This window comes from Aquabacterium fontiphilum (genome assembly GCF_009909205.1).
GTDB classification, from domain to species: Bacteria; Pseudomonadota; Gammaproteobacteria; order Burkholderiales; family Burkholderiaceae_C; genus Aquabacterium; species Aquabacterium fontiphilum.
This window is the reverse complement of record NZ_JAAAPN010000010.1, coordinates 106933-125319: the sequence shown is the minus strand read 5'-3', so window position 1 is coordinate 125319 and position 18387 is coordinate 106933. Positions and strand designations below refer to the sequence as shown.

The window sequence follows — 18387 nt, the reverse complement described above, 5'->3', positions numbered from 1 at the left end:
CCACAGGCCACAGGGCTGGACAAACCGATTCGCTCGGCTTGCCAGCCCTTGTCTTTTGTGCCGTCCAGCCGTGGCTCAAACCTGATCCCGGTGCCCCGCATGAGCGCTTCATCCGTCGCCACAGTGTCTTCTTCGCATGCCATCCTGTCGCCCGTCCGCATCGCCGTGGACTGCATGGGGGGCGATCACGGTCCTTCGGTGACCCTGCCGGCCGCCAAGGCCTTTCTTGACAAGCACCCGGACGCCGAACTGTTGCTTGTCGGTCTGCCCGATGCGCTGGTGGCGGCCGCACAGTGGCCGCGCTGCAAGGTGGTGCCTGCCTCTGAGGTGGTGACCATGGACGACCCGGTCGAGGTGGCTTTGCGCCGCAAGAAGGATTCGTCCATGCGCGTGGCCATTTCCCAGGTGAAGCCTTCGGCGGATCAGCCCGCAGCAGCCCACGCCTGCGTGTCGGCGGGCAATACAGGCGCCCTGATGGCGCTGGCCCGCTACCTGCTCAAGACGGTCGAAGGCATCGATCGCCCCGCGCTGGCCACCGTGATGCCCAACCAGAAGGACGGCTTCACCACCGTGCTCGACCTGGGCGCCAATGTCGACTGCACGGCCGAACACCTGCTGCAGTTTGCTGTGATGGGCAGCGCACTGGTGTCGGCCGTCGATGGCAAGGACAGCCCTTCGGTGGGCTTGCTCAACATCGGCGAAGAGGTCATCAAGGGCAGCGAGGTCATCAAGGCAGCCGGCGAGTTGCTGCGCGACGCGCATGCGCGGGGCCTGATCAACTTCCACGGCAACGTGGAAGGCAACGACATCTTCAAAGGCACTTCCGACATCGTGGTCTGTGATGGCTTCGTCGGCAACGTTGCCCTGAAGACGGCCGAGGGGCTGGCCAGCATGTTTGCCTCGTTCATCAAGCAAGAGTTCACACGCAATATCTTCACCAAACTGGCGGCTTTGGTCGCCATGCCGGTGCTAAATCACTTTAAAAAGCGTGTGGACCACCGTCGTTACAGCGGTGCGGCTCTGTTGGGCCTGCGCGGTCTGGTGTTCAAAAGTCACGGATCTTCGGACAAGCTGGCATTCGAAGTCGCCTTGAATCGGGCGTATGATGCGGCCCGTCATCGACTGCTGGACCGGGTGCACGACCAGATCGCAGCCACGCTCGTGAGCATGCCGGCAACGGCAGATCAGGGCGGTGAGGCGGGGCTGGGACAGGTGGCCTGATCCCTTTTTCAATGTCTCCACGACAGACGGACGAGCTTCGTTCTCATCCATCGCCGGGAGCAGGCGCAGGGGCCACCAGCCCCGTCTACGCCCGCATCTCCGGCACCGGCAGCATCCTGCCGTCACAACGTGTCACCAACCAGGACCTGGTCGAGCGACTGGCCCGCGACGGTGTCGAAACGTCCGACGACTGGATCGTCGAGCGCACCGGCATCCGTGCACGCCACTTTGCCCAGGCCGGTGAAACCAGCGCCACGCTGGGCGCAGAGGCCGCGCGCCGCGCCTTGGCCGCTGCGGGGTTGCAGGCCAGTGACATCGACCTCATTGTCTGCGCCACGTCCACGCCGGACATGGTCTTCCCGTCGACGGCCTGTCTGATCCAGCGCGAGTTGGGCGTACATGGCTGCCCGGCGTTTGACGTGCAGGCGGTGTGCTCGGGCTTCATCTACGCGTTGACCGTGGCCGATGCCATGATCCGCGGCGGCACTGCCCGTCGTGCACTGGTCATCGGGGCAGAGGTGTTCTCTCGGCTGCTGGACTATTCCGACCGCACAACCTGCGTGCTGTTTGGCGACGGTGCCGGGGCCGTGGTGCTCGAAGCGTCTGCGCAGCCTGGCATCGTGGCCTCTTGCCTGCATGCCGATGGTCGCTACGCCAACATCCTCAATGTGCCTGGCCACCTGGCAGGCGGTGAGGTCACCGGCGCGCCCTTGCTGAGGATGGACGGGCAGGCTGTGTTCAAGCTGGCTGTGTCCGTGCTCGACAAGGCTGCGCACGAGGTGCTGGATGCGGCTGGCCGCACGGCCGACACCGTCGACTGGCTCATTCCCCATCAGGCTAACCTGCGCATCATGCAGGGCACGGCCCGCAAGCTGCACCTGCCGCTCGACCGCATCATCGTCACCGTGGACCAGCATGGCAACACGTCTGCCGCCTCGATCCCGCTGGCGCTGGATGTGGGGGTGCGCAGCGGCCAGATTCAGCGCGGCCAGAGCCTGATGCTCGAAGGGGTGGGCGGTGGCTTCACCTGGGGCGCCGTGCTGGTCGACTACTGAACAAGCCATTCATCGCGACAGACTACAAGAAGGACTCAACATGACCGCGTTTGCTTTCGTGTTCCCAGGCCAGGGCTCCCAGTCCGTGGGCATGCTGGACGCCTGGGGCGACCACCCGGCCGTGCGCGACACGCTGATCGAAGCCTCGGATGCCCTGGGTGAAGACCTGGGTCAGCTCATCGCCCAGGGCCCCAAGGAGCAGCTGGACCTGACGACCAACACCCAGCCGGTCATGCTGACGGCCGGCGTGGCCTGCTGGCGCGCGTGGGTGGCCGAGACCGGCCTGATGCCCGCCGCCGTCGCCGGACATTCCCTGGGTGAGTACACCGCGCTGGTGGCAGCCGGTGCGCTGACGCTCAAGGATGCGCTGCCGCTGGTGCGCTTTCGCGCCCAGGCCATGCAGGAAGCCGTGCCCGTGGGCACGGGCGGCATGGCGGCGATCCTGGGCATGGACGCCGACGCCGTGCGCGCCGGTTGCGCCGAAGCCGCCCAGATCACGGGCGAGCCTGTCGAGGCCGTCAATTTCAATGACCCCAAGCAGACCGTGATCGCGGGCAGCAAGGCTGGCGTCGAGAAGGCCTGCGAGGTGCTCAAGGCGGCAGGCGCCAAGCGCGCGCTGCCGCTGCCGGTGTCGGCGCCGTTCCACTCCAGCCTGATGAAGCCCGCTGCCGAGCGCCTGAAAGAGAAGCTGGCGGCCACGCCGTTCGCGACGCCGGTCATCCCGGTGGTCAACAACATCGATGTGGCGGTGGTCAATGAGGCCGATGCCATCCGTGACGCCCTGTATCGCCAGGCCTTCGGCCCGGTGCGCTGGGTGGAAACAGTTCAGGCCCTCAAGGCACGTGGCTTGGGCGCCGTCATCGAATGCGGTCCGGGCAAGGTGCTGGCCGGCATGATCAAGCGCATCGACGGCGAGTTGGCCACGGCCACCGTCCTTGATCCGGCCTCTCTGACTGAAGCAAAAGGACTGCTGGCATGAGCGACACGCACACCCCGACCACTGCACCCGCCCAGGTTGCCCTGGTCACCGGCGCGACCCGCGGCATTGGCCAGGCCATCGCCCTGGCACTGGCCCAGCGGGGCCTGCGCGTGATCGGCACGGCCACCTCCGAAGCCGGCGCCCAGCGCATCACCGAGAGCCTGTCAGGCTTTGCCGACTGCCGCGGCGTCGTGCTGGATGTGACCGACGCGGCCGCCACCGATGCGCTGATCGACCAGATCATCAAGGAGCAGGGCGGCCTGCATGTGCTGGTCAACAATGCGGGCATCACGCGCGACACCCTGGCCATGCGCATGAAGGACGACGACTGGGATGCGGTCATCGACACCAACCTCAAGGCGGTGTTCCGTCTGAGCCGTGCCGTCATGCGCCCCATGATGAAGCAGCGCTACGGCCGCATCGTCAACATCACCTCGGTGGTGGGGGCTTCGGGCAACGCCGGTCAGGCCAACTACGCCGCGGCCAAGGCCGGCGTGGCGGGCATGACCCGCGCGCTGGCCCGTGAACTGGGCAGCCGTTCGATCACGGTCAATTGCGTCGCGCCGGGTTTCATCGATACTGACATGACCCGCGCCCTGACGGACGAGCAACGCAGCGGCCTGCAGGCCCAGATCCCACTGGGCCGACTGGGCCAGCCGCAAGACATTGCCGAGGCCGTGGCCTTTCTGGCGTCGCCCCAGGCCGGCTACATCACCGGTGTGGAGCTGCATGTCAACGGCGGCATGTACATGAGCTGATTTTTTGAGGTGTTGCCAGGGCGTCTCAAGCCCTTTTCGGCGTGGCGACGGATTGTCATGCCATGCCGGTAAAATCCCTGGCTTGTTTGCACAACCCTCCTGGAGGAGTCATGAGCGATATCGAAGCACGCGTCAAGAAGATCATTGCAGAGCAACTCGGTGTGGCCGAGTCTGAAGTCACCCCCGAGAAGGCTTTCGTGGCTGATCTGGGCGCCGACTCGCTGGACACCGTTGAACTGGTGATGGCCCTCGAAGACGAGTTCGGCATCGAAATCCCCGACGAAGAAGCCGAAAAGATCACGACCGTGCAGCTGGCGATCGATTACGCCAAGGCACACGTCAAGGCCTGAGCGTGCGGAGCCGGTCCCCGGCCTCCTGAGGCCCGGGCCCTCCACCCTCATCAACTACCGATTCCATACAGCATGACCCGTCGTCGCGTCGTCGTCACTGGCCTGGGCCTGGTTACCCCTGTGGGCAACACGGTACAGGAATCCTGGTCGAACCTGGTTGCAGGGCAATCCGGCATCCAAACCATCACCAAATTCGACGCTTCGGCGTTTGCCTGCCAGTTCGCAGGCGAGGTCAAGGGCTTCAGCATCGAGGATTACATCCCCGCCAAGGAAGCCCGCCACATGGATACCTTCATCCACTTCGGTCTGGCCGCCAGCATGCAGGCTGTGCGCGACTCCGGACTGGCCACGGGTGAAGGGTTGAGCCTCGAGCAGGCCGAGCGCATTGGCGTGATGGTCGGCTCCGGCATCGGCGGTCTGCCCATGATCGAGCAGACCCACAAGGAATACACCGAGCGCGGGCCACGGCGCATTTCGCCGTTCTTCGTGCCCGCCTCGATCATCAACATGATCTCAGGACACGTGTCCATCCAGTACGGCTTCAAGGGGCCCAACCTGTCGATGGTCACGGCCTGTACCACCGGGCTGCACGCCATCGGTCTGGCTGCGCGTCTGATCGAATATGGCGATGCCGACGTGATGGTGGCCGGCGGTGCCGAGTCGACCGTCTGCCCGCTGGGTGTGGGCGGCTTTGCTGCAGCCCGGGCCCTGTCGACCCGCAACGACGACCCCAAGACGGCCTCGCGCCCCTGGGACAAGGACCGCGACGGCTTTGTGCTGGGCGAGGGCGCTGGCGTCATGGTGCTCGAAGAGTACGAACACGCCAAGGCCCGCGGTGCGCGCATCTATGCCGAGTTGGCAGGCTTTGGCATGAGCGGCGACGCTTATCACATGACCGCCCCTGATGTGGACGGCCCCAAGCGCTCGATGCTGGCCGCGCTGCGCAACGCCGGCTTGAACGCCGACCAGGTGCAGTACCTGAACGCCCACGGCACGTCAACGCCGCTGGGCGACGTCAACGAAACCAATGCCATCAAGGCAGCCTTTGGCGACCACGCCCGTCAGCTCGTGGTCAACTCCACCAAGTCGATGACGGGTCACCTTCTGGGGGGCGCCGGCGGCATCGAGTCGGTGTTCACCGCACTGGCCATTCACCACCAGGTCTCGCCACCCACGATCAACATCTTCAACCAGGATCCGGAATGCGACCTGGACTACTGCGCCAATACCGCGCGTGAGATGAAGATCGATGCGGCCCTGAAGAACAACTTCGGCTTTGGCGGCACCAACGGCACGCTGGTGTTCAAGCGGGTCTGACGAACCGAGTGCGCGCCATGCCTGCTGACGCGCGATGACGCATCCGGTCAGCCCGTATGCCAGCCTGTACAGTGCGCCGCCGTTGTTGGCGCCAGGGCAGTGGCGCCTGACCACGGCATGGTTGCCATGGCGTGGGGCGCGCCGGGTGATGCGCCTGTGGGCCGTGCTGATGACGGTTCTGGTGTTGGTCTGGCTGACCGCATGGCTGATGGACGCCTGGCGCTCGCGCGACACCGATGGGCGGCACGTGGCGGCTGTGTTGCTGGCTTTGCTCTGGTGCGTCGGCGCCTGGCTCGGGGTGACGCGGCGCGCGCACGAAAGCGGCGCGGTCGTCTTGCGCTGGGAACCGCTGCCCCGAGGTCGTGGGCTATGGACGCTGGGTGAGCAGGGCATGCAGGCCGTGGCGCCCGAGCGCGTCCTGCAGCTCTTTGGCTGGCGGCTTTACCGTTTGCGACCCGTGTCTGCGCCGCTGGCCTTGCGCGCCCCTTCCGCGGGCAAGATGGTGTGGTGCTGGGTTCCGCCTTTGCCCGAACGTGATGACCCGGCCGACCTGCATCGGCTCAGTTGTCTGCTGACCGTCGACGACACAGCGTTCGGCACCCTGGCCCAGTCAATGGCATCATCCCCCCATGAACACCAGCAGGGATCTGTCTTGTCCACCTGTCCGCCCGACACCGATTTTCCCGACACCGTCTGCCTGCCCGAGCGCGCTGGTCGGCGCGGACGCAGGAGGGTCGCATGATGGCCGGTGAGCGCATCGGGCCCGACGATGCTCAGCCCACGCCGCAAGAGGCGCAGGGCCAGGGTGGATTGCGTGCGCCCGTGGAAGGCACACCCACCGGGGCAGTCGCCCAGCCGCTGGCGCCCGATGTCGATGCGGCGCTTGTCGAGCGCGTGCAGCGTGGCGATCAGCGGGCCTTCGAGATGCTGGTGGTCAAGTACCAGCGCCGCATCGAGCGGCTGATTGGTCGCATGGTGCGTGATGTGGACCTGGTTGAAGACATCGCCCAGGAGACCTTCATCCGCGCTTACCGGGCGCTGCCGTCATTCCGGGGTGAAAGCGCGTTCTACACGTGGCTGTACCGCATTGCGGTCAACACGGCCAAGAAGGCCATGATCGGCCTGCAGCGCGACCCGGTGATGACCGAGTCTGCCGTGGCAAGCCGGGGCGACGACGAGGACGAGGCGCCGCGGGTCGAGAACGAACTGAGCGACGGCGAGACGCCGGAATCGCTGCTGGCCAGCCGGCAGGTCGCCGAAACTGTGCATGCCGCCATGGCGGAACTGTCTGACGAACTCCGCCAGGCCATTACCCTGCGAGAGATCGAGGGCTTGAGCTATGACGAGATTGCCGAGATCATGAATTGCCCCATCGGGACCGTGCGCTCGCGAATTTTTCGGGCTCGGGAGGCCATTGCGGCGCGGCTTCGTCCCTTGCTTGACACCCGAGACGGGGCGCGTTGGTGAAGTTGCGTGAACTTTTTTGTCCCGATGTGATCTCTCTGGCGTGAGCCACGGAACGCTTGAGGTATTCCGCGCTCAGAGCGACAGATGGCGTGCGCCGCGTGGCGTGCGCCGTAACGGAGACAGGAGCTGCCCACCATGAACGACCCCGTACTGCATGCCCAGAAGCGCCGTGAAACCCTGTCGGCCCTGATGGACGGCCAAGCGCAGGATGCGGATGTGAGCCAGGCGTGCGCCGCCTGGCGCGACAGCGACGACGCCCGCGACGCATGGGCCACCTATCACCTGATTGGTGAGGTGCTGCGCTCGGGCGACGCAGCCGCCGGGCAGAGCAGTGCGGCCTTCCTCGCAGGGGTGCGCAGCCGCCTGGCTCAGGAACCCGTGGTGCTGGCGCCTGCGGCGCAGCGTGCCGAGCCGGTCGTGCCCGCGCACAGTGGCCACATGGCGTCGTCGGCTGCCCGGGCGCGTCGCTGGGCTGGCCCCATGGCGGTGGCCGCTGGTTTTGTGGCCATGTTGTCCGGTGTGCTCGCGTTGCAAGATGCGCAATGGGAGCCCACGGCGGGCTCCATGGCGGCTGTGCGCGCGCCGGGAAGCGTCGCTGGCGTCGATCTCGCCTTCGGGGTGGCCCCAAGCGCGTGGACGCCCGCCGCGGCGCACCAGCCGGCCCAGCAGACGTTTGCGGGCGCGCGTCGTGCCGCCGCGGCGGACATCACCCCAGTCGGGCTGGTCGTGCCGGCAGCACATCCGGCCGATGCGTCGTTCTCCGAGCGGGGGGCGCCCGTGTCCGAGCTGGTCTGGCGGACACGCTGAACCGGATCTGTCGTCTTGCCGTCGCGCCGGGGTGACCAACGTCACCCCGTTTTGCTTGGCTTCACGGGTTTTTACAACGGCGACGTATTTCCTGTAACCGTGTCGTCTTAACATCCGGCTCGGACGTTCACAGTGATGCCGCGGTCAGCGGTTTGTTGTTCAGAGGTTGGAATCCATGACAGCTTTGTTCAAGAGCAGGGCCTCCACAGCCAGTGTCGTGCGTCGCACCCTGGTGGTCGGGGCCGTGGTGGCGTCGGTCGGGCTGGTGCTCAGCTCCAGTCTCTTTCCGCATGTGTCGCAGGCCCAGCAAAATGCCGCCGCCTCGGCGCCACAGCAGGTGCTGGTCAAGGGGCTGCCTGACTTTACCGAACTGGTCGACCGCGTCGGCCCGTCCGTCGTGAGCATTCGCACCACGCAGCGCATCACTGCTGGCGGTTCGGGCAACGAAGAGATGGACGCGCAGATGCGCGAGTTCTTCCGTCGTTTCTTCGGCATGCCGCTGCCTGCGCCGGCGCCCACGCCCGGACCGCGTCGCAATGGACCGCCTGGCACCGAACCGGGTGAGGAACGGCCGCGCGGTCTCGGATCCGGCTTCATCCTGACACCCGATGGCTTCATCATGACCAACGCCCACGTGATCGATGGGGCCGACGAGGTCTATGTCAGCCTGACCGACAAGCGGGAGTTCAAGGCCCGTGTGGTTGGCGTAGACAAGCGCACCGATGTGGCTGTCGTCAAGATCGAAGCCGCGCGCTTGCCCGCGGTCACGATCGGCGACGTCAGCCGGCTCAAGGTCGGTGAATGGGTGATGGCGATTGGCACACCGTTCGGCCTGGAGAACACCGTGACGGCCGGCATTGTCAGCGCCAAGGCACGGGACACGGGCGAGGAAATCCGCTTTATCCAGACCGATGTGGCGGTCAACCCGGGCAATTCGGGCGGACCGCTGATCAACATGCGCGGCGAGGTCGTGGGCATCAATTCGCAGATCCTGAGCCGCTCGGGTGGTTTCATGGGCATTTCGCTGTCCATTCCCATCGACGACGCGATGCGCGTGGCTGATCAGCTGCGTGCCGATGGCCGCGTCACGCGCGGGCGCATTGGCGTGTCGATCGGCCCGGTTCCCCGGGATGTGGCCGAATCGCTGGGCCTTGGGCGTGCCACCGGCGCGTTGATCCAGGGTGTGGAGCCCGGTACGCCGGCCGAGAAGGCCGGTCTGGAGGCCGGTGACATCGTCACCCGTTTCAATGGGCAGACGGTGGACGGGCCTGCCGACCTGTCGCGTATGGTGGCGGCCACTCGCCCCGGAACCCGGGTGACGGCTCAGGTCTTCCGGCGTGGCAACTACCGCGATCTGTCCATCACGGTGGCAGAGCTCGATGCAGCCAAGCCGCGCGCGGCAACACCCGCCGAGCCGCGTCCCGCGACCGCGTTGACCGCTTTCGGCTTGACGGTCAATGAGCTCACTGCGGAGCAGCGCCGCGAGTTGCGCCAGTCTGGCGGCGTGGTGGTGGAGACGGTGGACGGCGCAGCGGCCCGTGCGGGCCTGCGTCAGGGTGACATCATCCTGGCGGTGGGCAACGTGCAGGTCACCGGAGTCAAACAGCTGGAATCGGTGCTGGCCAAGGCCGACCGCAGCCGTCCGGTGAGCCTGCTGGTACGCCGTGGTGATTGGGCCCAGTATGTGGTGATCCGCGCTGCGCGCTGAGGCCGCTCGCGGCTCTCGGTGGGCTTGCCCGAACCCCGGTGTTACCCGAGTGGGCGCCGGGGTTTTTTGCGGTCAAGCCGCAACGCGGTGGCGTCAAGGGGCGCATCAGGGGCGGGGCGCTGTTGATAACTGGCGGGTGGGCCGGAGATTGTGGCTACAATCCGGGGCCGTCGCGTGACCCGACAAGGCCGCTACGCGGTGCCGAATTTGTTCACAAGGGCCTGTGGATAAGCTGTGTATAAAAACGCGCCGATCCCTGCGTCGCCCTGTGTTCATCGCGTTCTGACGGCTTGTGCGCCGGACCTTTTCTGTACAATGAAGGTCCAACAAGCAGTTGCCATACGTTTTTGTTGGAAGGCGCGTCACAACTTTGGACGTGCCTTTTTTTTATGAACCACATCCGTAACTTTTCGATCATCGCGCACATCGACCATGGGAAGTCCACCCTGGCCGATCGCATCATCCAGCGTTGTGGTGGCCTGAGTGACCGGGAGATGGAAGCCCAGGTGCTGGACTCGATGGACATCGAGAAAGAGCGCGGCATCACCATCAAGGCCCAGACGGCCGCCTTGCAGTACAAGGCGCGTGACGGCAAGGTCTACAACCTCAATCTGATCGACACGCCCGGCCACGTCGACTTCTCATACGAAGTCAGCCGTTCGCTGTCGGCCTGCGAAGGCGCGCTGCTGGTGGTGGACGCCAGCCAAGGTGTGGAAGCCCAGACGGTGGCCAACTGCTACACGGCGCTGGATCTGGGCGTCGAGGTCATCCCCGTGCTCAACAAGATGGATCTGCCGCAGGCCGATCCCGAGCGCGCCAAGGAAGAGATCGAAGACGTGATCGGCATCGACGCGACCGATGCCATCCCTTGCTCGGCCAAGACCGGTCTGGGCGTGGAAGACATTCTTGAGGCCGTCGTGGCCCGCATGCCGCCGCCCAAGGGCGATCCGGACGGTCCGCCGCGCGCCATGATCATCGACGCCTGGTTCGACAACTACGTCGGCGTGGTGATGCTGGTCCGTGTGGTCGACGGCACATTGAAGAAGGGCGAGCGCATCCGCCTGATGGCCACCAACTCGGTGTATCCGGTGGATCACCTGGGCGTGTTCACCCCCAAGTCGGTCGACCGCGAGCAGCTCAATGCAGGCGAAGTGGGCTTCGTGATCTGCGGCATCAAGGAACTGGCCGCAGCCAAGGTGGGCGACACGGTCACGCTCGAGAAGAAGCTGCCCAACAATGCCGGCCCAGCCACCGAGCCGCTGCCTGGCTTCAAGGAAATCCAGCCTCAGGTGTTCGCCGGTTTGTATCCCAGCGAGTCGAGCGAGTACGACCAGCTGCGCGATGCGTTGGAGAAGCTCAAGCTCAATGACTCGTCGCTGCGCTATGAGCCCGAGGTGTCGCAGGCGCTGGGCTTCGGCTTCCGTTGCGGCTTCCTGGGCCTGCTGCACATGGAAATCGTGCAGGAGCGCCTGGAGCGCGAGTTCGACCAGGATCTGGTCACCACCGCGCCCAGCGTGGTCTACCAGGTGGAAATGGGCGACGGCGAGGTCATCGAGGTCGAGAACCCCTCGAAGATGCCCGACGTGGGCCGCATCAAGGAGATCCGCGAGCCCATCGTCACCGTGCATCTCTACATGCCGCAGGACTACGTCGGCCCCGTGATGACGCTGGCCAACCAGAAGCGCGGTGTGCAGCTCAACATGGCCTACCACGGGCGTCAGGTCATGCTGACCTACGACATGCCACTGGCCGAGATCGTGCTGGACTTTTTCGACAAGCTCAAGAGCGTGTCGCGCGGCTACGCCTCGATGGACTACGAGTTCAAGGAATATCGTCCGTCGGACGTGGTCAAGGTGGACCTGCTGATCAACGGCGACCGGGTCGATGCCCTGTCCATCATCGTGCACCGCACGCAGGCCCAATACCGTGGCCGTGCTGTGGCGGCGAAGATGCGCGAGCAGATCCCGCGGCAGATGTACGACGTGGCCATTCAGGCGGCCATTGGCGGCAACATCATTGCGCGGGAGAACATCAAGGCGCTGCGCAAGAACGTGCTGGCAAAATGCTACGGCGGCGACATCACCCGCAAGCGCAAGCTGCTCGAAAAGCAGAAGGCGGGCAAGAAGCGCATGAAGCAGATCGGTAGCGTCGAGGTGCCGCAGGAAGCCTTCCTGGCCATTCTGCAGGTGGACGACTGACAGAGAACACACACAATGAGTCTGATCACGGGACTGTTGTACGCGGCGCTGGCCGTGTACCTGGGGGGCTGGTATGTTGGGCAATGGCAGGGCAATTTCTCGCTCGTGCTGTTTGCCATGACGGTGGTCACGCTGGCCTACTGGCTGGCTGAGCGCTACAAGTTCCGCCCCGCGCGCGAGGCCGCTGCGGCCCGTCTGGAGCAAGAAGACCAGGCGCGGCGCGCCCAGCTGGCGGCCCAGGGCATCACGCAGGTGGATGGCGATGTGCGTCAGGCGCGCGAGCGCCTGCTGGCCCAGCCGTGGTGGCTGGACTGGACGGCTGGCTTGTTCCCGGTCATCTGCGCCGTGTTCCTGATGCGCTCCTTCCTGTTTGAGCCGTTCAAGATCCCCTCGGGCTCGATGATCCCGACGCTGCTGGTGGGCGACCTCATCCTGGTCAACAAGTACCACTACGGTATCCGCCTGCCGGTGATCAACAAGAAGGTCATCGACAACAACGAGCCGCAGCGGGGTGACGTGATGGTGTTCCGCTTCCCCGTGAACCCCAGCATGGACTACATCAAGCGCGTGGTGGCGGTGCCCGGGGACGAGGTGGCCTACATCAACAAGCAGCTGACCGTGAACGGGGTGCCCGCGCCGCAACAGGCGCTGCAGCCCTTCTACGAACAGGAATCGCTGCGCTACCTGCCGCAGTTCGAAGAGAAGGTGGGTGGGGTGGCCCATCGCATCCTGGTGGATCCGGACCGTCCGCCCTTCGTGCCGCCGCATGCGGTCGAGAACTTCCCGCACAAGGATGCCTGCCGCTACAGCGGCGAGGGCGTGGTCTGCAAGGTGCCGCCTGGCCATTACTTCGTGCTGGGTGACAACCGGGACAACTCGCTGGATTCCCGTTTCTGGGGCTTCGTGCCCGACGATCACATCGTCGGCAAGGCCTTCATGATCTGGATGAACTTCGGCGATCTGAAGCGCATCGGTTTCTTTCATTGATCCGTGAGGAGTGACGGCATGAATGTGGTTGATCGTGATCGGATGACGGCGCAGCGTGGCGTGACCCTGGTGGGCCTACTGTTCTGGGCCGTGGTGGTTGCTGCGCTGGCGCTGGTCATCATGAAGGTGGTGCCGGCGGTGACCGAGTACCGCACCGTGGTGTCCATGGTGAACAAGGTGGCGGTGTCCGGTGGCAGCACGGTGCCCGAGATCCGGGCGGCCTTCGACCGCGAGAAGCAGATCCAGTACGGCGTCGAATCCATCGGCGGACAGGATCTGGAAATCGTCAAGGAAAACGACCGCATCGTCGTGCGCTTCGCGTACAACCGCGAGATCGAACTGATCGATCCGGTCTACCTGCTCTTGAAGTTCAAGGGCCAGTCGCGGTGACGCCAGTCTGCTTGGTGCGTTTTGTGTTGCAGCGGGCCTGTGAAGGCCCGTTTTTGCTTTGATGCCTGATACCCCTCGCCCTGCGGCGGCGCTGCCCGCTGACCTGCAAGCCCTGCAAACGCGGCTGGGCCACACGTTCGCCCAGCCGCTGCTGCTGACCCGCGCGCTGACCCACAAGAGCTTCGGTGCCGACCACTACGAGCGGCTGGAGTTTCTGGGCGATGCGGTGTTGAGCCTGTGCGTGTCGGCGCTGTTGTATGCCCGCTTCGACCGCAGCGACGAGGGCGACCTCACGCGGGTGCGCGCCCACCTGGTGCGACAGGACACCCTGCATCGGCTGGCGCTGCAACTGGGCCTGCCTGAGTTGCTGCGCCTCAGCGAGGGCGAGTCCCGGGGGGGCGGGGCGCAACGCCCGTCCATCCTGGCCGACACGCTGGAAGCGCTGTTTGGCGCGGTCTACCTCGATGCCGGCTTCGAGCGCGCACGGGAGGTGGTCGACCGCTTGTTCGCCCCCTTGATCAACGCGTCGACGCTGGATGTGTGGACCAAGGACGCCAAGACGGCCTTGCAGGAATGGCTGCAAGGGCGCAAGCTGCCGGTGCCGACTTACCGCATTGATGCCACGCGTGGCAAGGCGCACGAGCAGGTCTTCGTGGTGGCCTGTGAGGTGCCGGATCTGGGCGTGTCCGCCCAGGGTGAGGGCACGTCGCGGCGGTCTGCCGAGCAGGCAGCGGCCACCCAGGCACTGGCTGACCTGATGGCCCTGCCGCCCGAGCGCACCCGGGGTGCCCGTCCGGTGGTGGTGGTGCGCAAGGCGCGGGCGCCGCGTGGTGGCGCCGAATGAGCTGCCGAACGAGCCGCCGCGTGAGCGGCCTTGTCCCGAATCTTTGAGAAAGCCTGCATGCCCAAACAACGAACTGACGCAACGCCTGATGCGCACCCTTCGGCCGCCGAGTCGGTCAATCCCGATCTGGACAGCATGCTGGCCAATCTGGCGCTGGCCCGTCAGGGTGGTGGCGCCGAAGCCGTGCCGGCCGAGTCCCAGCGCTGCGGCCTGATCGCCATTGTCGGGCGACCCAATGTGGGCAAGTCGACGCTGATGAACGCGATGGTGGGCCAGAAGGTGTCCATCACCTCGCGCAAGGCGCAGACAACACGCCACCGCATCACCGGCATCTGTACCGATGGCGACACCCAGTTCGTGTTCGTCGACACGCCGGGCTTCCAGACCCGTCACACGGTGAAGGGCACGGCCGCGCTGAACCGAAACCTGAACAAGACGGTGCAGTCCACCCTGTCGGATGTGGATGTGGTGCTGTACCTGGTCGAGGCCGGGCGTTACGGGCCTGACGACGCCAAGGTGGTGGCGCTGCTGCCCAAGGACAAGCCGGTGATCCTGGTGGCCAACAAGCTCGACATGGTGCATCGCCGTGAAGACCTGCTGCCCTGGATGCAGAGCATGCAGGCGCACCATCCGTTTGCCGAGTTCGTGCCGCTGTCCGCCCAGAAAGAAGCCGACACCCGCCGCCTGCTGGGCATCGTGCGGCCGTATCTGCCTCAGCAGGGCTGGTGGTACGACCCCGAGGCGCTGACGGATCGCACCGACCGCTTCCTGGCCAGCGAGATCATCCGCGAAAAGCTGTTCCGCCTGACCGGCGACGAGCTGCCCTACACCTCGACCGTGGTGATCGATGCCTACACCGAAGAGCCGCCGCCGCCCGACAAACCCCGTGCCAAGGGCCTGACCCGCATCGCTGCGACCATCATCGTCGAGCGCGAGCAGCACAAGGGCATGGTCATCGGCGACAAGGGCGAGCGCCTCAAGCGCATCGGCACCGAGGCGCGCACCGAGCTGGAGCGGCTGCTGGGCGTCAAGGTGTTCCTGGAAGTGTGGGTGAAGGTGCGCTCGGGCTGGGCGGACGACGAGGCACGCCTGCGCACCTACGGCTACGAGTGAGCAAGGCCTGCCAGCCATGGCCCGTGCTGCGCCCAAGCTGACGGCAGCCTATGTGCTGCACAGCCACGATTGGAGCGAGTCCAGCCTGATCCTGGACCTGTTCACGCGCGAGCAGGGCAGGGTGGTGGCGGTGGCCAAGGGGGCCAAGCGCCCATATTCGCAGCTGCGGCCGGTGCTGTTGCCGTTTCAGCGCATCGATGTGGCTTTTGGCGGCAAGCGCGGCGAAGAGGCGGAAGTGGCCTTGCTGCGTCACGCCGAATGGGCGGGCGGTCCAGCATGGCCGGGCGGCGCGGCCCTCTTGCCGGGCTTCTATCTCAACGAGCTGCTGATGCGCATGCTGGTGCGCCATGAAGCCCAGCCGCCGCTGTTCGATGCCTACGCCCAGACGCTGGTGGCCATGGCCGATCCAACCCTGCTACAGGCGGCCTTGCGCGCTTTCGAACTCGTGTTGCTGCGCCAGGTGGGGCACCTGCCCGATCTGGGCATGCAGACGCTGGACAGCCAGCCGGTGGACGCCGATGTGGCCTATGAACTCACGCCCGACATGGGCGTGCAGCCGCTGCGCGGCATGGCCGAGCCGGGCACAGGACCCACGCCGCTGGCCGGTCAGCACCTGTTGGCGCTGGAGGCCGGGCTGGCGCTGCTGCATGGCCCGCGCGGCGGGGCGTCTTCCCAGTTGCTGACCACGCTGATGGGCGCGTGCCTGCCGGTGCAAAGCGAGCTCAAGGCCATCTGCCGCCAACTGATTCACTATCATCTGGGCTCCCATCCGCTGCGCACCCGTCAGCTGATGATGGAGCTGCAACAACCATGACCTTCTCCGTCTCGCCTGCCGCGCAGCTGACTGCGCACGATGCGCCCTTGCTGGGTGTCAACATCGACCACGTGGCCACGCTGCGCAACGCGCGCGGCGGCGCTTTCCCCGATCCGGTGGCCGCCGCACTGCTGGCGGTCGAAGGCGGCGCCGACATCATCACCTTCCACCTGCGTGAAGACCGCCGTCACATCCGCGACGAGGATGTGGCCCGGCTGAAGGCGGCCATCGGGGTGCCGCTGAACTTCGAGGCCGCTGTCACCGACGAGATGCTCGACATCATCGTGCGCACCGCGCCCGAGCACGTCTGTCTGGTGCCCGAACGGCGTCAGGAGGTGACCACCGAAGGCGGGCTCGATGTGGTCGGTCAGTTTGATCGTGTGCGGGATGCCTGCGCTCGGCTCGCACAAGCCGGTTCACGCGTGTCGCTGTTCATCGGAGCCGATCCGGCGCAGATCGAGGCGGCCGCCCGCGCCGGAGCGCCTTGCATCGAGCTGCACACCGGCCCGCTGGCTCACGCCTGGTGGGATCGGGATGCCAGCGCGCTGCAGCGCGAACGCGAGCGCCTGGCGCATGGTCTGACCCTGGGCCGCAGCCTGGGCCTGCGTACCCATGCAGGCCATGGGCTGGCGCTGTCGGTCAGCCGCCCCCCGGCTGCGCAGGGCGCCACGGAAGAAGGGCCCAGCAGCACCGCGCTGGTGGCGGCCATGGCCGATGTGGCCGAGCTGCACATCGGCCATGCGCTGATTGGCCATGCCGTGTTTGTCGGTCTGAAGCAGGCGATTGCCGATTTCAAGGCCGAGGCCATTCGCGCGCGGCGCGCCGCGGCCTGAGGCGTGTCAACCATGATCGCTGGCATCGGCACCGACCTGTGCGACGTGCGCCGCATCGACGCGGCCCTGCGTCGCCATGGCCTGCGGTTTGCACAGCGCATCCTTGGCCCGCAAGAGTGGGCCGAGTTCGAGCGTCGGCTGGCCACGTCGTCTGCCCGCGCGCACCGCTATCTGGCCACGCGCTTTGCGGCCAAGGAGGCGCTGGCCAAGGCCATTGGGCTGGGCATGCGCCACCCCATGGGCTGGCAGGCCTGCGAAGTCGTCTCCGACCCGCTGGGACGGCCTGCGCTGCAGTGTCATGGCGCGCTGGCCGCGTGGCTGGCTCAGCGACAATGGCAGGCCCATCTCTCTCTCACCGACGAGGCCCACCACGCGTTGGCCTTTGTCGTGGTCGAACATCAACCCTGAGTCTTTTCGCATGTCTGCATCCCGTCTCGCCCGGTCCACCCTGTCGATGTCTTCCGGCGCTCACGCGCATGCGCCCGTCGTGCTCGATGTCGCCGGCCTGAGCCTGGATGCTGCCGACCGCCGACGGCTCAAGCACCCGCTGACTGGCGGCGTCATCCTGTTCGCGCGCAACTGGCAGGACCGCGCCCAGCTCACCGCGCTGTGCGCCGAGATCAAGTCCATCCGCGATGACCTGCTGATCTGCGTCGACCACGAAGGCGGTCGCGTGCAGCGCTTCAAGACCGACGGCTTCACCCACGTGCCGGCCATGCGTCGCCTGGGCGAGATGTGGATGCGCGATGGCAAGGGCCCGGAGGGCGCCGGTGCGCTGAAGGCCATGGCGGCTGCCACCGCCTGCGGTTATGTGCTGGCCAGCGAGTTGCGTGCGTGTGGGGTGGATCTGACCTTCACACCCGTGCTGGATCTGGATTGGGGCGAGAGTGGCGTCATCGGCGACCGTGCCTTTCACCGTGATCCGCGCGTGGTCAGCATGCTGGCACGTGCTGTGATGCAGGGCCTGCAGCAGGCCGGCATGTCCAACTGCGGCAAGCATTTCCCCGGGCATGGTTTCGTCAAGGCCGATTCGCATGTGGACGTGCCCGTGGACAAGCGCTCGCTGAAGGCCATTCTGGCCGACGACGCGCGGCCGTATGAATGGCTGGATCTGTCGCTGGGCAGCGTGATGCCGGCCCACGTGATCTATCCCAAGGTCGACAGCGCGCCGGCCGGTTTCTCGCGCCGCTGGTTGCAGGACATCCTGCGCGGTCAGATGGGCTTTTCGGGCGCCATTTTCAGCGACGACCTGAGCATGGAGGGCGCCAGCGTGGCCGGCGACCACACCCAGGGCGCCATCGCCGCGCTGAATGCGGGATGCGACATGGTGCTGTTGTGCAACCAGTCGCTCAACGGCGGCGCACCGGTGGACGCGCTGCTGGACGGGCTGAGCGAAGCCCAGGCACGCGGCGCCTGGCAGGCCAGCCCCGACAGCGAGGCGCGGCGCCTGGCCTTGCTGCCGCAAAGCCACCCGCTGCCCTGGGACGAGCTGATGCACCAGCCGCTGTACCAGCAGGCGCTGGCTCGCCTGCCGGCCTGAGCGCGG

Annotated in this window: 19 protein-coding genes; all 19 read left to right on the top strand. The window is 66.1% G+C overall.

Going from position 1 to position 18387, the window contains the following annotated elements:
- Window positions 1–99: 99 nt before the first annotated feature.
- The 19 genes from plsX to nagZ all read left to right on the top strand — a co-directional run bounded on the left by plsX (window position 100) and on the right by nagZ (window position 18381).
- Window positions 100–1221 carry a phosphate acyltransferase PlsX gene (gene plsX, locus GTZ97_RS12920; RefSeq protein ID WP_161651049.1) on the top strand — a complete coding sequence of 374 codons (1122 nt, stop codon included), beginning with the start codon at window positions 100–102 and terminating at the stop codon, window positions 1219–1221.
- An 11-nt stretch (window positions 1222–1232) separates the two neighbouring features.
- Window positions 1233–2276 carry a beta-ketoacyl-ACP synthase III gene (locus tag GTZ97_RS12915; RefSeq protein WP_161651048.1) on the top strand — a complete coding sequence of 348 codons (1044 nt, stop codon included), beginning with the start codon at window positions 1233–1235 and terminating at the stop codon, window positions 2274–2276.
- A gap of 40 nt (window positions 2277–2316) precedes the next feature.
- Window positions 2317–3255: an ACP S-malonyltransferase gene (fabD, locus tag GTZ97_RS12910; RefSeq protein ID WP_161651047.1), complete on the top strand. Its 939-nt coding sequence runs from the start codon at window positions 2317–2319 to the stop codon at window positions 3253–3255.
- Window positions 3252–4013, top strand: a complete 762-nt coding sequence (gene fabG / locus GTZ97_RS12905) for a 3-oxoacyl-ACP reductase FabG (RefSeq protein ID WP_161651046.1) — start codon at window positions 3252–3254, stop codon at window positions 4011–4013. The genes fabD and fabG overlap by 4 nt, the downstream gene beginning before the upstream one ends.
- Window positions 4014–4123: 110 nt before the next feature.
- Window positions 4124–4363, top strand: coding sequence for an acyl carrier protein (acpP, locus tag GTZ97_RS12900; RefSeq protein WP_161651045.1), 240 nt, complete (start codon window positions 4124–4126; stop codon window positions 4361–4363).
- Between the two features lie 72 nt (window positions 4364–4435).
- The gene (gene fabF, locus GTZ97_RS12895) at window positions 4436–5680 is read left to right on the top strand and encodes a beta-ketoacyl-ACP synthase II (RefSeq protein WP_161651044.1); all 1245 of its coding nucleotides are present in this window, start codon (window positions 4436–4438) and stop codon (window positions 5678–5680) included.
- Between the two features lie 34 nt (window positions 5681–5714).
- Window positions 5715–6422 (top strand): hypothetical protein, encoded by a 708-nt coding sequence (locus tag GTZ97_RS12890; RefSeq protein ID WP_161651043.1) that lies wholly within the window; start codon window positions 5715–5717, stop codon window positions 6420–6422.
- A 116-nt stretch (window positions 6423–6538) separates the two neighbouring features.
- A complete protein-coding gene (gene rpoE, locus GTZ97_RS12885) occupies window positions 6539–7147 on the top strand; it encodes an RNA polymerase sigma factor RpoE (RefSeq protein ID WP_269089937.1) in 609 nt (202 codons plus the stop codon).
- A 135-nt stretch (window positions 7148–7282) separates the two neighbouring features.
- On the top strand, window positions 7283–7954 hold the full coding sequence (locus GTZ97_RS12880) for a sigma-E factor negative regulatory protein (RefSeq protein ID WP_161651042.1): 672 nt from the start codon (window positions 7283–7285) through the stop codon (window positions 7952–7954).
- Between the two features lie 175 nt (window positions 7955–8129).
- Complete coding sequence (locus tag GTZ97_RS12875) at window positions 8130–9662, top strand: DegQ family serine endoprotease (protein WP_161651041.1); 1533 nt, start codon at window positions 8130–8132, stop codon at window positions 9660–9662.
- A gap of 389 nt (window positions 9663–10051) precedes the next feature.
- Window positions 10052–11860 (top strand): translation elongation factor 4, encoded by a 1809-nt coding sequence (gene lepA, locus GTZ97_RS12870; protein WP_161651040.1) that lies wholly within the window; start codon window positions 10052–10054, stop codon window positions 11858–11860.
- Window positions 11861–11875: 15 nt separating this feature from the next.
- Window positions 11876–12847, top strand: a complete 972-nt coding sequence (gene lepB / locus GTZ97_RS12865) for a signal peptidase I (protein ID WP_161651039.1) — start codon at window positions 11876–11878, stop codon at window positions 12845–12847.
- Between the two features lie 18 nt (window positions 12848–12865).
- Complete coding sequence (locus GTZ97_RS12860; RefSeq protein WP_161651038.1) at window positions 12866–13237, top strand: DUF4845 domain-containing protein; 372 nt, start codon at window positions 12866–12868, stop codon at window positions 13235–13237.
- Window positions 13238–13298: 61 nt separating this feature from the next.
- On the top strand, window positions 13299–14081 hold the full coding sequence (gene rnc / locus GTZ97_RS12855; RefSeq protein ID WP_201748281.1) for a ribonuclease III: 783 nt from the start codon (window positions 13299–13301) through the stop codon (window positions 14079–14081).
- A gap of 57 nt (window positions 14082–14138) precedes the next feature.
- On the top strand, window positions 14139–15194 hold the full coding sequence (gene era, locus GTZ97_RS12850; protein WP_161651037.1) for a GTPase Era: 1056 nt from the start codon (window positions 14139–14141) through the stop codon (window positions 15192–15194).
- Window positions 15195–15210: 16 nt separating this feature from the next.
- Window positions 15211–16008 carry a DNA repair protein RecO gene (gene recO / locus GTZ97_RS12845; RefSeq protein ID WP_161651036.1) on the top strand — a complete coding sequence of 266 codons (798 nt, stop codon included), beginning with the start codon at window positions 15211–15213 and terminating at the stop codon, window positions 16006–16008.
- Entirely contained in the window at window positions 16005–16841 is an 837-nt protein-coding gene (locus tag GTZ97_RS12840; RefSeq protein WP_161651035.1) for a pyridoxine 5'-phosphate synthase, read from the top strand. Before recO ends, GTZ97_RS12840 begins: the two co-directional genes overlap by 4 nt.
- Window positions 16842–16853: 12 nt before the next feature.
- The gene (acpS, locus tag GTZ97_RS12835; RefSeq protein ID WP_161651034.1) at window positions 16854–17249 is read left to right on the top strand and encodes a holo-ACP synthase; all 396 of its coding nucleotides are present in this window, start codon (window positions 16854–16856) and stop codon (window positions 17247–17249) included.
- Window positions 17250–17259: 10 nt separating this feature from the next.
- Entirely contained in the window at window positions 17260–18381 is a 1122-nt protein-coding gene (gene nagZ, locus GTZ97_RS12830; protein ID WP_236651201.1) for a beta-N-acetylhexosaminidase, read from the top strand.
- Window positions 18382–18387: the final 6 nt, after the last annotated feature.

Coding starts and splice junctions, on each gene's coding strand:
- nagZ (WP_236651201.1), top strand. CDS start 17,260: ATGTCTGCATCCCGTCTCGCCCGGTCCACCCTGTCGATGTCTTCCGGC.
- plsX (WP_161651049.1), top strand. CDS start 100: ATGAGCGCTTCATCCGTCGCCACAGTGTCTTCTTCGCATGCCATCCTG.
- GTZ97_RS12890 (WP_161651043.1), top strand. CDS start 5,715: ATGACGCATCCGGTCAGCCCGTATGCCAGCCTGTACAGTGCGCCGCCG.
- GTZ97_RS12840 (WP_161651035.1), top strand. CDS start 16,005: ATGACCTTCTCCGTCTCGCCTGCCGCGCAGCTGACTGCGCACGATGCG.
- era (WP_161651037.1), top strand. CDS start 14,139: ATGCCCAAACAACGAACTGACGCAACGCCTGATGCGCACCCTTCGGCC.
- rnc (WP_201748281.1), top strand. CDS start 13,299: ATGCCTGATACCCCTCGCCCTGCGGCGGCGCTGCCCGCTGACCTGCAA.
- lepA (WP_161651040.1), top strand. CDS start 10,052: ATGAACCACATCCGTAACTTTTCGATCATCGCGCACATCGACCATGGG.
- fabF (WP_161651044.1), top strand. CDS start 4,436: ATGACCCGTCGTCGCGTCGTCGTCACTGGCCTGGGCCTGGTTACCCCT.
- GTZ97_RS12860 (WP_161651038.1), top strand. CDS start 12,866: ATGAATGTGGTTGATCGTGATCGGATGACGGCGCAGCGTGGCGTGACC.
- GTZ97_RS12915 (WP_161651048.1), top strand. CDS start 1,233: ATGTCTCCACGACAGACGGACGAGCTTCGTTCTCATCCATCGCCGGGA.
- fabG (WP_161651046.1), top strand. CDS start 3,252: ATGAGCGACACGCACACCCCGACCACTGCACCCGCCCAGGTTGCCCTG.
- acpS (WP_161651034.1), top strand. CDS start 16,854: ATGATCGCTGGCATCGGCACCGACCTGTGCGACGTGCGCCGCATCGAC.
- fabD (WP_161651047.1), top strand. CDS start 2,317: ATGACCGCGTTTGCTTTCGTGTTCCCAGGCCAGGGCTCCCAGTCCGTG.
- GTZ97_RS12875 (WP_161651041.1), top strand. CDS start 8,130: ATGACAGCTTTGTTCAAGAGCAGGGCCTCCACAGCCAGTGTCGTGCGT.
- lepB (WP_161651039.1), top strand. CDS start 11,876: ATGAGTCTGATCACGGGACTGTTGTACGCGGCGCTGGCCGTGTACCTG.
- acpP (WP_161651045.1), top strand. CDS start 4,124: ATGAGCGATATCGAAGCACGCGTCAAGAAGATCATTGCAGAGCAACTC.
- GTZ97_RS12880 (WP_161651042.1), top strand. CDS start 7,283: ATGAACGACCCCGTACTGCATGCCCAGAAGCGCCGTGAAACCCTGTCG.
- recO (WP_161651036.1), top strand. CDS start 15,211: ATGGCCCGTGCTGCGCCCAAGCTGACGGCAGCCTATGTGCTGCACAGC.